The sequence below is a fragment of the Chryseobacterium kimseyorum genome, from assembly GCF_025971945.1.
GTDB lineage: Bacteria > Bacteroidota > Bacteroidia > Flavobacteriales > Weeksellaceae > Chryseobacterium > Chryseobacterium kimseyorum.
The window spans coordinates 343,106-356,076 of record NZ_JAPDHW010000003.1 but is presented as its reverse complement, the minus strand read 5'-3'; the positions used below and the strand labels follow the sequence as shown (position 1 = coordinate 356,076).

Here is a 12,971-nt window from a genome sequence, read left to right as displayed (position 1 = left end):
CTGTCGTTGGGCTTTGCCGTATTTGCGTGTGCAAAAGTAAAACTTTATTTCTAATTGACCAAATGTTTTTTGAAGAAATTTTAAAGTTTTTTAAGTAACCCTAATCTCCTTTTTCAACACTTAATCCATCCACTCCTGCGCTCCCCGTATCGGGACTGCAAAGATAAAAACTTTTTTTATTCCCACAAATTTTATTTGATTAAAATTTATTCGAATTTTTTAAGTTAATTTCTATTCAGAGTTTTTGTTCCTGCCTACCTAAAGGCTCTTCTGCGCTACTGACTCACTCTCGTTTTTCAGTGGGGCAAAAGTAGTACGTTTACCCCTCTACTTCCAAATATATTTAACATAATGTTTACTTTTAATTCATATTTGTTGGTAATTAACTGAAAGCGTGAGAGAAAAATGTTGGGAGGTTGAGTGGTAGGTGATCGGCGTTGGATGCTGGGTGAAGGATGCTCGATGTTAGGAGTGTTGGAGGGAGGGTTTGAGAGTGAACGTGTGGGATGGCAGTTTTTGAGTAAAAGTCTGGTGACGTGAGGAATAGTTCAGGTTGGAGAGTGGGAGTTAGCAATGAATGCTCTTTTAGTACAAAAGCTGGATGAAGCGAATGGAGAGCTAGATTTCGTACGCTGTGAATAATAGGTTTTACGTTTTGTACTTGTATTTTGTAATTTGCTCCGCTCTTTGTGGCGCTCCTACGGAGCTCTTTCTTATATACAGAATGATGATGCTACAAACATGGCGCTCCTATGGAGCTTTTTACATAAAGAATTATTATGCTACAACATTACGTTTCTGAGGTGCTGTAATTATTCTCGGGAATCTAAAGCCACAAACATTCTACTCCTACGGAGCTTATTTACTTTTAACTTCATCGTCTCTACAGACATCCAACTCTTGTAGAGCTTAATCTTAAATTAGGGTAAAAGATCATTCTAAATCTGTTTCACCTTAAAGAAAATCGTGCTAGATAAGTAATACCCAAAATGCGAATCCTATATTATGTCCATTGACTGTAAAAATTTCTTTATTGAAGTTGTTCTGATGTGAAGATTTTTCAAAATGCTGAGTGCATTGTAAATCTTTATAAGTTTTGGAAAAGAGTAAAACAGTACCCTAGTTATAATTTAAACGTCTGTATTTTTAATATTAATATAAAGAAACACAGGACTTCAGCAACTCAGTATCAACTGTAGGTTGGAATATTCAACAGAGAGAAACTTTCACGATTTGCTAAAGGTGTTGCAGAATCAGTAAAAAATTTCTTTTGCATCTATATATATGAATAGGAAAAAAGCCAGATTAGAAATCAAGAAAAAAGACGGATAATGAATTGATCACTACCCGTCTTTATTATATAAAAAAATTATTTTTCACCACCGCTGTTTTTCTCAACATCGGTTTTTGTATTTTCTTTCACCTTTTGGTTTCCGAAGCGTTTTACAAATGTTAAGGAAAAACCATACCAGTCGGATTTGGTAGAATTTCTGAAAGTTCCGATTTGACTGAATGTAGTTGAGTCAAAATTCGGTCTGCCAAAGATATTCATAAGCTGTAAACTGAGCTCCATTTTTGTTTTGGGGAAGATCTTTGTCGCCGATATATTGTGAAAAACATTGGTTCTGTTGGCGTAGGAATTTCCGTTATTTTGATTAGATATTTCTACCCATGCACTCAGATTAATGTTTTTATTAAACAAATTGGTATAAGATACATTAGTAGATCCTGACCAATAACTCAGGTAGTTTGCCGCACCTTCCAGTTGATTTCTTGTATTGAAGTCACTGTTATCGAGATAATTCCAGCCAAAACCGAGATTCACATTCAGTTTGTTTTTCAAAAAAGACTGATTGGTATTTGCGAAAAGATAATATTTGTGCACTTTACCTGTAAAATTAGTTTCCTGAGAAATGATTTTATCACCTTCCGTCAAATAAGCGGTCCAATAATCCTGATTGGTATACATATATCTCGCCGAAAGAAAATATTTCTTTAAAAATCCCAACTTCATATACAGTCTGTCGCTCGGATTTGGGAGAAGGTCCATATTTCCGCGGGTATAAAAACCATCATTCGTAGGCTGCATAAAAGGATTGAATTCAGCGTACCAAGGTCTCCAAAGATTCCTGTTGTACGTTAAACTTAGATCATATTTTTCGGAAAACGAATATTTAAGCAAAATATTGGGTAAAAAAGTTCCGTAAGAATCTCTGCGTGAAGTTCCTGCAATATCCTGGCGGATTTTATAGTCAATATGTTCGTATCTGATACCGAATCTGGTTTCTAATTTTTTAAAAAAGGTCTTCGAATAATTGGCATACAATGAGTTGATATTATCTTCATAATGAAAGATATCTTTCGTGCTGAGACCATCTAACTGATTTCCATAAAGATCATTTGGGATTACATTATTATTAAAATCCATCTTCCCTCCCACTTCTAGATTTCCACCGTTTTTGCCCAGCGGTTGCGTGTAGTCAATTTTTAGATAGTAATTTCTGTTTTCAATATCCGAAAGAACACCAATTTCATTAATGGCAGGCGGATTAACACTTGAAACTGTATTTTTAATAAAATAATTGTGATCAGATTCTCCATCGTAGTTCGTCCCCAGATTAATATCTAAAATTCTGTTCTTTTCTTTGTCATAATATTTATAGAAAACATTGGTTCCCAAATTACGACTGAGTGAAGATGAATTTTGGTTCTGATCGTAAGACTGGTCGAAAACACCATTCACCTGACGCAACGCTTCTGCTTCAGACGAATTATTTCTTTTACCCTGATATAATTCTACGATGACTCCGACTGTATTTTTATCATTGATCTCAAACTCTGATGTTGATGACAGTGAAGGATTCTTACCTTTATATATACTGTTGGTATTTCCTTCCGTCACTACATTATTTTCGTAAATCGTATTGAGAAACGAGTTTTTCTGCACAAAAGTATTGTCGCTGTAGCTTCCTACTAATGTCTGAGTAAATTTTTTCTTATGATAATTTAAATTGAAATTCGTGTACTGAGAATTTTGAGTATTCTGTCTGTTATTAAAAGTTATACTCCCTTTCATTCCTTCATCATCACGCTTTTTCAAAACAATATTGATGACAGAACCCGTGGCCTCATATCTTGAAGACGGACTTGTAATCACCTCAATTTTCATAAGATTGTCTGCAGGAATCGTCTGCAGATATTCTTTCAGCTCTTTACCCGTAAAAATAGATTTTCGGTCGTTGATATATACGGTTACAGATTCACCTTCTGCTTTCAGAGCATCATTGTTGTCTACACTCAGCAAAGGAGTCATTCTCAAAACATCCCAAGTTGTATTTCCGGCAAGAATGGAAGAATTTGCGACATTGAAGACCGTGCGGTCAACTTTAGATTCAACGGTTGGTTTTTTATAGGTTAAAGTAACAGCTTCAATGTTTTTTTCTTTTGCTTGCGTGGTGTCTTTTGCAGTTTGAGCAATAGCCAGAGTACCTATTAATAAAGCAATTGGTGCTAAAATGGTTTTCATTTAAAGGAAAGTTTTTTTCTACCCATAAGACACCTGCAGGGGAATATTTGTTACATTGACGATGTGTTAAATTTAGTTAATTTCAATATTAAGGATTTAACATCCAACAAATCAACATTATATATTCAGAAAAAAATTCACATTATTTAGAAATGAAAATATATATTAATCATTGCAGGCTAATTATTTTGAATGTTTTTATATTCTGCTTAAATTTGTTAAAATTTAAAGAAATGAATTATAAACTTGAACTCAATACGCAGGAGCCTGGCTCTAAGATTGTTTTTAATACCATCGTATTCGACTCGTTCAAGATTAATATCGTTGAAAGATACATGGGGAAAATGAATTCTAACCCAAAACTTTGTGAAGTTCTGTTTAAAGTAAGAACGCTCAACGATGAAATTATCAAAAGAAAAGATGGTCATCTAAGAATCAGAATTAAAGGTGAAGATTTTGAATCTTACGAGAAACTGACCCGTACTCTAAATTCATACGATTACAGAAATAAGCTGCTGAACAGAAAAGAAGCTGATCAGGAGTATGTACATTTTATTTTGAGAATGGTCATTTCCAACTATGATCTTAACTGATTGATTACAACCTAAAATATTAATATGTCAATAACAAAAGAATCAGAACTTATCGGAATGAAAAATGTGAGTGATGTTGTCGCTTACACACTGAAAGAAATGAAAGCTTTTGTGAAGCCTGGCATTACCACAAAAGAGCTGGATGATTTCGGAGCGGCTATTTTAAAAAGCTATGGAGCAAAATCGGCACCGCTTGAAACCTATCAGTTTCCTGGCTGTGCCTGCATCAGCGTTAATAATGAATTTTGCCATGGAATACCTTCAGACAAAACGGTTTTAAAAGAAGGCGATTTAATTAACATTGATGTTTCTGCAGAGCTTGACGGCTTTTGGTCTGATAACGGAAACTCTTTTGTAATCGGTGAAGACATTCATCAACATCAGAAATTAGTTGATGCCTCAAAGGAAATTTTAAAAAAAGCTATTCATTCAATTAAAGGCGGAGTGAAAATAGCCGACATCGGTTATCTTATGGAAACCGAGGCTAAAAAGAAAGGTTATAAAGTTATAAAAAATCTCGGCGGTCACGGTATAGGAAGAAGCCTTCATGAGCAGCCCGAAGAACTTTTGAATTACAGAAACCGGTTTGACCAGAGAAGATTCAAAAAAAATTCTGTGGTAGCTATTGAAACTTTTATTACCACAACCTCCTCATATGCTGTAGAACTTAATGATGGCTGGACGATGGTTGGTGACAAAGGAGGATTTATGGCTCAGCACGAACACACTATTCTTATCACCGATGGAAAACCTGTCATTTTAACAGAAATGAACGGAGTATGGAATTGATATAAGCATTACTTTAGCAAGTTTAAAAAAAATAAATTTATTTAAAATCCTGACATGATATTAATGTTCAGGATTTTTTATTTTTGCTAAATGCCTGAAAATAAATCAGACCTTTTAAATATGAAAAAAGTATTGGCTGCTTTTTTAGCGGGAACTTCAGCGGTCGTGGCTGCAATTTACCTTTCAGGGTACGGATATATTTTTAAAGCCGTCGCAGTTAATTTAAAAAAAGGACCACTGGCGCCTTCAACTGATGATGAAGAAAAATTTCCTTCCCGTACCGTAGCTAATTTGAATCCCAGACAATGGGAAAAAGATTCTGAATACAATATCAATACTTTACCTGAAACTGTGTTAGCAGATTTGGCAAAAACACGTGCTTCATCGCTTATCGTTATTCGGAACCGTAAGATAGTTCACGAAGAATACTGGAAAGATCATAATTCTTCTTCTTTATTAAATTCCTTTTCTATGGCTAAAGGTATTCTTTCCATTTTAGTGGGATGCGCCATTGATGACGGTTATCTCGAGTCTGAAGATGAGTTAATTTCATCGGTATATCCTGTATATAAAAAAAGTCAGTACGGGCAATTTCTCACCTTTCGCCATCTGATGACCATGCAGGCCGGTCTCGACTGGAAAGAAGAATACCACCATCCGTTTGCACCCAATTCTAAACAGTATTTTATTGATGATCTTGCTGCACAGGCTTTCGAAGTCGAGGTAAAAGAAATGCCCGGAGAAAAATACGAGTACCAAAGCGTGGCTGCCCAGCTTCTTGGCCTTGCATTAAAAAAGGTTACTGGAAAAAATCTGGCAGACTATCTTTCGGAGAAACTTTGGAAACCATTAGAAATGGAATTTTCTGCCAAATGGAGCACTGATGAGAAAGGTTTGGAAAAAGCTTTTTGTTGCATTCATGCCACTTCCAGAGATTTTGCAAAAATTGGACAGCTAATATTACAGGGCGGAAAATGGAACGGTAAACAACTTATCAGCAAAGGATATTGTGGCAAACTTCTTAGTCCTACAGAAGTAAATGATGCCTTCTGCTATACCGTCTGGGCAAATGATGACAGTGCTCTGAAATATCGCTTTTTCTATGGATTTCTTGGTCAGCTGATCATTATGATCCCAGAAAAAAATATGGTTATTGTAAAAACCGGCATTTATAACCGCTTGGATGTTGATAAAAAGCAACGACCTGTTCAGGTTGAGCTCCTGACAGAAGAACTTACCCAAGTGTTTTAGATTTTATAATATTCAGAGCTTTGATTTAATTGAAGCTTTATATTAAAAATTAACCTTTATTCATTTTGGGGCACGTTACTTGTAAATAACTCTCACTTATACTTTAATATAAATGACAAGTAATGGATAACGATAAATTTTTCAGAATATTGGGTATTGTAGCTACCATTACATCGATGGCCATGTATGTTTCTTACATCCCGCAAATCAGCAGTAATCTGGACGGACAAAAAGGTGACTGGCTTCAGCCACTCGTTGCGGCTATAAATTGTATGCTATGGGTGATCTATGGCGTACTTAAAAAACCAAAAAGAGACCTGCCTATCATTATCGCCAATTCTCCGGGTATACTATTTGGTCTTTTTGCATTTTTTACGGCACTTTAAATCAAAAAGCGAAATTTTCTTTAAATTTAATTTCAATAAAGTTTACATCCATAATATTTTCGCCGATAAGCTTATCAATCATAGAATTGTTATCTCCTACAATAAAGTTTGACAGTATATAATTTTTCAAAATTGTCATTTGGATCTGGTACTTACATTTTTAAATGTTGATCTTAAAAATGGGATTGCTTGGGCTCTTAAATACTTGTGGCCTTCAACACACAATATAAAAAGAATGATTCACAAGAAAGAATTGGCGTAAATTACATAAAAAAATAGCACACCCTGAGATGTGCTATTGATCGGTAATATTTAAGTCTATCTAATTATTTTACTGCTGCTTTCGCTTTTTCCGATTCCATCAAATGATGCTCTAAGGTAGGAAGAGTTTTGCTGGCGAAACCTTTCAGTGACACTTCTGAACCTCCTGAAGCTTCTTTTTTGAATTCTGCAATGTCTTTTTTATGGTCGGTAACCATTAAGTCGGTATATGCACGGTCAAAATCAGCACCTTTTTTAGCTTTAAGATCGTCATGCATTTTCTGCTGCTCAGCATTCAGGCTTGTTGGTAAAGTATAACCTGTTGCTGTAGCCCATTTCTTAAGCTCGTCATTAGCTTTACCATGATCTTTAGCCATCATTTCTCCTAAAGCTTTTACCGTTGCGTTGGTAGAAGTAGTTGCGGCAAGTTGCCCCATCATCACTTCCATCATTCCGCCTCTCGCAGCTGCATCAGCAAACGTTTTGTCCTGATCACTTAAAGTGGTGGTAGTTGTTGCTGCATTAGGATCAGCTACAGATGCAGAATCGTTAAGGGTCATTGGAGAATCTGCGGGCATCGACATATCGGTGGTAGAATCTCCCGAATTATTAACTGCCGTACTTTCTTTTTTGTTGCAGGCTACCATTGCAGCAACTGCCAACAGAGTTAGAATTGAATTTTTCATAAATTATATTGATTTGGTTTAGTTCAGAGTAGAATTTTTAATACTCTGCACTAGCTGTAACAATTTGTCTGCCAAAACGCTAGGACTTCAGTAATTTAATTGCCAATGTTTTAAATTTTAATCTACACATATAACTCAATCTCGCAAACACGTTTTTTTCCTGTTGATGTGCAGAAATATTTAGCAAAAATTAAAAAGTCTTTTTAATTTGGTTACTTTGTTCTATTGGTTGCATTACGTCGTAACAGGAGACATTACGAATAGATTTGCAATAAAATGTTATGGGTTTGGGAACGAGCGATAGTGTAAGCAATAAATGTATTTCACTTTTAACTTAAAATGCATAGAAGAAATTTGAGAAATTGTAGAAAGAAGGTAATGGGAAATTAAATATTGGTAATATTTATTAAACTGTAAAAAATTAACATGCTTCCTCTTCAAGAATATCAAAGGCAAAATCGGGAAAATTATCGGTGTTGATTATATATTTAATATTCTTTGATTCTAAATAGTCTTTAGCCGTACTTATAAGTACTGAAACGATCCAGAGACATAAATTCTTTTTTTGATTTTGAAAAACATGAATAGAATTCCAAATATTTAAGAAAGTCAGCTCAGCAATCTCTTCAGCACATTCTTTTGAACGTATGGTCTTAGAAGCCAATCCATAAACCATATAGCTGTATTGATCGTATAGTTTATCAAAGCCTGCTTTATTTTTCTGTTGAATTAAAAGACACAGTTCCTGGTCTGTATACTTTTTTTCGAATTTTGTTTTCATAAGGCATATTTAAAAACATCATAATTCCATCTCCTGATTGTAACCAATAAATCATTTAAAAAGCGGATTAACATATGATTAAAAGATATTAACGCCTTAACAGTATTCTTGTTTCTAAAAAAAATAAGAATTTGAACCTCTATCCTATTTTAAAAATTATTAGATATTTTGTCTTATAGAAAATTATATGCCAAACATAATTCAAATACCATGTGAGATTATTAATTTTTTTTCATTTTGCAGAAGAAATCATAAAATTTCTCCCCGATTCCAGAAAATGACTGTCACCCCGGTACTGGATCGTCTTGGGATACTTGGGTTTTGAAGCGACATGGGCTCTTACAATTTCAAATATGAAAAAGGTGTAATCTTTCACGAGTTTATTATCATAAAGTCTGCATTCAAAACTTGCATAGCAGTTTTTAAGCAGAGGTGCTTTTACAAATTCTCCATCTAGCACAGCCATATCAAATTTTTCAAACTTATCAATTTCAGAACCACTACAGTTTCCGATAGCAACAACTGTATTCATCAATTCCAAAGTCGGGATATTAATCACACATTCTTTACTTTTTCTGATGAGATTAAAGCTGTGGTTACCGCTGGAAATCACACATCCAATCAGTGAAGGTGAAAATTCCATAATGGTATACCATCCCATCGTCATGATGTTTTTTTCTTTCTTATATGCAGAAGTTACCAGAACGGTTGGTGTAGGTTCTAGGAATTTCCGCACATCAGTGACAGGATATTTGTTCTTCTTATAATTTTTCATACAAAAAACCATACGATTATAATACCATTTTAATTTCGTGCAATCGTTTGGTTTAATTATCATCAGAAAGACAGAAGATGATGATTTAAAAATTTTTTAAATAACCTAATCTGAATTTTCTCATTGGCCATTAAACACACACGAATAATTCTCTTGGTCTCAGATTTGTAACTGATTGTACAGTCACCACTTCCCTTTTTTCTTTATTAGAGAAATGAGAGAGCTGCAAAATTTATCACCACCTATCACAAAATATTTTATCCATGAAAATTTTTCTTACCGGCGCTACAGGCTACATCGGAAAAAGACTCCTTATTCAACTCCTGAACGGTGGCCATGAAGTCATCTGTTCTGTACGCGATAAAAAGCGTTTTGACCTATCGCCTTATCAAAATTACGAGAAGCAACTGAGTGTTATAGAGCATGACTACAATGATGCAACGACTCTTTCTCCTGTAGATGATGATATAGAAATTGCATATTACCTTATTCATTCGATGTCTGCCAACGCAGATTTTAGCAAAGCTGAAAAAATTTCCGCTAAAAATTTTGCTGCCACAATCGAAAAAACGAACTGTAAACAGGTGATTTATCTCACGGGAATTGTGAATGATGATCAACTTTCAAAACATTTACAGTCAAGAAAAGATGTTGAAGATGAACTTCAGTCAGATTCTTATGCTCTGACTGTTTTGCGTGCAGGCATTATTATCGGTTCCGGATCGGCGTCGTTTGAAATTATTCGTGATCTTGTAGAAAAACTACCTGTAATGGTTGCTCCCAAGTGGTTAAAAACCCTTTGTCAGCCAATTGCCATTAGAAATGTCATTGAATTTTTAATGGGTGTTATGGGAAAAACGTTTACTTATAATAAGCATTTTGATATTGCAGGTCCAGATGTACTTTCTTATAAACAGATGCTGCTCACCTTTGCAGAAGAAAGAAAATTAAAACGTACAATCATTTCAGTTCCCGTTCTCAGTCCAAAAATATCTTCTTACTGGTTGTATTTTATTACCTCTACTTCGTACGTTTTGGCGAAAAATCTGGTCGAGAGCATGAAAGTAAATGTCGTTGCAGAAAAGAATGATCTTGCCGAAAAACTGAATATCGATTTGCTTCCGTATCGGGACAGTTTAAGATTAAGTTTTGATAAGATTGAACAGAATGATGTTTCCTCTACATGGTATGATTCCTTTGGGAATTACAAATATTCAAAGAATGTGTGGAACTTTTTGGAAGTTCCTACTATGGGTGTATTTAAAGATAAGAAAACAAGAAAAATAAAAAACGAAGAGGCGACACTCGACAAGATTTTCGGTATTGGAGGAAAAAACGGTTGGTATCACGCCAATTATCTGTGGAGTCTCCGCGGAAGTATCGATAAACTTTTTGGCGGCGTAGGTTTGAAAAGAGGGCGCAAAAATTCCAAATCAATCAATGCAGGAGACAGTATTGATTTTTGGAGAGTGCTGTATGCGAGCAGGGACGAAAAACGACTTCTTCTTTTTGCTGAAATGAAAGTTCCGGGTGAAGCGTGGCTGGAATTTAAGATTACTGATGGCAAACTCATTCAGGAAGCAACGTTCCGACCTGTAGGGATTTTTGGCAGACTATACTGGTACGCAGTCCTGCCTTTCCATGGGTATATTTTTAACGGAATGATCAGCAAACTGAGTGAGGATACAAAATAAGTTATTATTCCAAACAAAATTGGCACAGAAATTGAAATTAAAGAAATAACTATTAAAAAAAATACCTGTTAAAGGAACTACAAATATTCCCGGTCTCGGCCGGGAATATTTTTTTGTTTTAAAATAGAATAGTCGGCGGTATCAATTTTGAGTTTATAAATAGATTCGAAACATCAAAAATTTACACTAAAAATTTCATCAGATGGATAATAAAGAAATTATAGAAAAAGCTAATACCGCAGTTTCAGCGGGAGATTATGAAACATTCTTATCTTTCTGTACCGATCATACAAAATGGACTTTTGTGGGCGATAAGGAATTGCATGGAAAAGAGCAAGTGCGTTCTTACATGAAAAACGCATATATTGAACCTCCAAAATTTATGGTTGAGAATATGATCGCAGAAGGAGATTTTGTAACTGCCGTAGGAAAAATAAGCATGAAAATGCAGGACGGACACTGGAAAGAATATTCATACTGTGATATCTGGAGATTCGCAGAAGGCAAAATGTCAGAATTAACGGCCTTTGTAATTGACTAGTTTTTTGATGATGATACTCGTATTTAGTAGTCACAGGGAATAGTATCTTCAGTATCTCTCGCTATCGGCACTCCATCTGGATCAAGAATCATCACTTCCTGAATTTGAGTTTTATGTAGAGTTGCCCCACTGGCAATCATTTTGTAACCGTTTTCGTACTCAGTGAAATAACCGCTAGGATAAGCATAATAGCCATTGGGTAGAAGAACTTTTACCTCGTGTTGAAATCCCCAGGCGATGACTTTCCGATTAAGTATATAGGTTTGAAAAGCTTGGTCGAAGGTTATTGAATTCATTGTATGGATATTTATGTTGATAATATATTCTTAAATTTATTAATTAAGATTTTAATTTCTTTCTTTACTTTTCCCACAGCTTTTATTCTTTCAGGATCAGGACCCGTACATCTGAAATTTTCTTCCAGAGTTTCTTCGTGCTTTTTTTATCAAGTTCTTCATCTAGTTCAAAATCTAACCTGTAAAATGGTCCGTCATTTCTTGAAATCAGCCAAATTGTTCATCTGCAAAAATCTCAATATCAATAATGAAAATTTTTCTATGAAATTACATAAACTGGATCATAGTAGAAATACTCCAAAGGATTATATTGAGCAAACTTGCGAAGATTCAGACTGGTTAGAATTAAGCACAAAAAATCCCCAAACTCCTTCGGGGATAAAAACTAATAACCATGAAAACTCAATTAAACATGAGTACTTTATTGTATCGAAATATTATGCCAAAATCCTGCATTAATCGGCTTTTAACTTTATTTAATACCTGAGTTTTTTTAATTATTTCGAATCCTTTGACGCTTAAATAATTATATTTTGATGTAGAATTATTCTGCATCTTTTTTATTTAAAATATGTTAAGATTTGATATAAATTTTGCTAAACTCTTCTTACAACTCATAATAGAAACAGAATAGCCAGCCTGTCTTCAAGTGACTATTCTGTAAAAAAGTGAGTTAACCAAAACTACATCTGATTTTTTATGCACCTGGCCAGATACCTTCGTACGCAGAATTTCCATAATTGATCTTTTCTGCACTTACTATAAAACTGATTAACATTGAATTTTCATCAACAGCATCAAAATCCACTTCATGCTGAATCACGTATCCGTTCTCCCAGTTCAAAGTAATGAGTGTCCCTTCTTCATGAGATTTGTTAAACGTGATTTCACCAGTCGTAGGTTTGTATTTACCGTTCAGTAAAGATTCAAGGATGTCAGATTTTTCTGTTGCCTCGATCGTCAGTTTGATCAATGCATTAGATGGATCTGAAGCTACTCTACCCGAAACGTCTGTAGATCTTGATACGCTGTAATTAAGCTTTAATAATTTCTGTCCTTCGCTTCCGTTGAATTTTAAGATTCCTCTTGAATTTGCTGCCATGATTTGTAAATTTTAAACAGTTAATATTTTGTAAATAATTGATTTATATATTTCAAAGATAGGAAGTCATTTTATAAGAGATGAAAACAAAACCCATTATTTTAAATTTTGTAGTAGAACTACGATTTTATGTAGTAGTTCTACGACTTTTATCTAAACGTAGAAATTATTTTATTCAAAACAAAAATTAAAATTACAAACCATTGATTTACAAATCAAATCGCAAATTCAGATTAAATTGAATAGAACTTTCTTCTAATAAAAAAAGTTTCGACGGTCGCAATTTATTT

General features: G+C 34.5%; 13 protein-coding genes. 6 read left to right on the top strand and 7 right to left on the bottom strand.

The window, feature by feature from the left end; translation table 11 throughout:
- Nucleotides 1–1,369: 1,369 nt before the first annotated feature.
- Nucleotides 1,370–3,526 carry an outer membrane beta-barrel family protein gene (locus OMO38_RS06640; RefSeq protein ID WP_264749422.1) on the bottom strand — a complete coding sequence of 719 codons (2,157 nt, stop codon included), beginning with the start codon at nt 3,524–3,526 and terminating at the stop codon, nt 1,370–1,372.
- A 233-nt stretch (nt 3,527–3,759) separates the two neighbouring features.
- Here OMO38_RS06640 and OMO38_RS06635 point away from each other — a divergent pair, with 233 nt between their 5' ends.
- The 4 genes from OMO38_RS06635 (at nt 3,760) to OMO38_RS06620 (ending at nt 6,545) form a co-directional block, all read left to right on the top strand.
- Nucleotides 3,760–4,119 (top strand): prevent-host-death protein, encoded by a 360-nt coding sequence (locus tag OMO38_RS06635; protein WP_264749421.1) that lies wholly within the window; start codon nt 3,760–3,762, stop codon nt 4,117–4,119.
- 24 nt (nt 4,120–4,143) lie between these two features.
- Entirely contained in the window at nt 4,144–4,908 is a 765-nt protein-coding gene (gene map / locus OMO38_RS06630) for a type I methionyl aminopeptidase (RefSeq protein ID WP_264749420.1), read from the top strand.
- Nucleotides 4,909–5,028: 120 nt separating this feature from the next.
- Complete coding sequence (locus tag OMO38_RS06625; protein ID WP_264749419.1) at nt 5,029–6,159, top strand: serine hydrolase domain-containing protein; 1,131 nt, start codon at nt 5,029–5,031, stop codon at nt 6,157–6,159.
- A 122-nt stretch (nt 6,160–6,281) separates the two neighbouring features.
- Nucleotides 6,282–6,545, top strand: a complete 264-nt coding sequence (locus tag OMO38_RS06620) for an SWEET family sugar transporter (RefSeq protein WP_264749418.1) — start codon at nt 6,282–6,284, stop codon at nt 6,543–6,545.
- 1 nt (nt 6,546) lies between these two features.
- Here the strand turns inward: OMO38_RS06620 and OMO38_RS06615 are convergent, their stop codons facing one another.
- The 4 genes from OMO38_RS06615 to OMO38_RS06600 form a co-directional block, all read right to left on the bottom strand.
- Nucleotides 6,547–6,675: a hypothetical protein gene (locus tag OMO38_RS06615; RefSeq protein WP_264749417.1), complete on the bottom strand. Its 129-nt coding sequence runs from the start codon at nt 6,673–6,675 to the stop codon at nt 6,547–6,549.
- Nucleotides 6,676–6,871: 196 nt separating this feature from the next.
- Entirely contained in the window at nt 6,872–7,492 is a 621-nt protein-coding gene (locus OMO38_RS06610; RefSeq protein WP_264749416.1) for a DUF4142 domain-containing protein, read from the bottom strand.
- A 421-nt stretch (nt 7,493–7,913) separates the two neighbouring features.
- Nucleotides 7,914–8,273 carry an RNA polymerase sigma factor gene (locus OMO38_RS06605; RefSeq protein ID WP_264749415.1) on the bottom strand — a complete coding sequence of 120 codons (360 nt, stop codon included), beginning with the start codon at nt 8,271–8,273 and terminating at the stop codon, nt 7,914–7,916.
- 232 nt (nt 8,274–8,505) lie between these two features.
- Nucleotides 8,506–9,048 (bottom strand): flavin reductase family protein, encoded by a 543-nt coding sequence (locus tag OMO38_RS06600; RefSeq protein WP_264749414.1) that lies wholly within the window; start codon nt 9,046–9,048, stop codon nt 8,506–8,508.
- Nucleotides 9,049–9,311: 263 nt separating this feature from the next.
- Between OMO38_RS06600 and OMO38_RS06595 the strand changes: the two genes are divergently transcribed.
- On the top strand, nt 9,312–10,742 hold the full coding sequence (locus OMO38_RS06595) for an SDR family oxidoreductase (RefSeq protein WP_264749413.1): 1,431 nt from the start codon (nt 9,312–9,314) through the stop codon (nt 10,740–10,742).
- Nucleotides 10,743–10,944: 202 nt separating this feature from the next.
- A complete protein-coding gene (locus tag OMO38_RS06590) occupies nt 10,945–11,283 on the top strand; it encodes a nuclear transport factor 2 family protein (RefSeq protein WP_264749412.1) in 339 nt (112 codons plus the stop codon).
- A gap of 23 nt (nt 11,284–11,306) precedes the next feature.
- Here the strand turns inward: OMO38_RS06590 and OMO38_RS06585 are convergent, their stop codons facing one another.
- Together OMO38_RS06585 and tssD are read right to left on the bottom strand one after the other, a co-directional pair.
- Nucleotides 11,307–11,579 (bottom strand): hypothetical protein, encoded by a 273-nt coding sequence (locus tag OMO38_RS06585; RefSeq protein WP_264749411.1) that lies wholly within the window; start codon nt 11,577–11,579, stop codon nt 11,307–11,309.
- Between the two features lie 697 nt (nt 11,580–12,276).
- On the bottom strand, nt 12,277–12,681 hold the full coding sequence (tssD, locus tag OMO38_RS06580) for a type VI secretion system tube protein TssD (protein ID WP_264749410.1): 405 nt from the start codon (nt 12,679–12,681) through the stop codon (nt 12,277–12,279).
- Nucleotides 12,682–12,971: the final 290 nt, after the last annotated feature.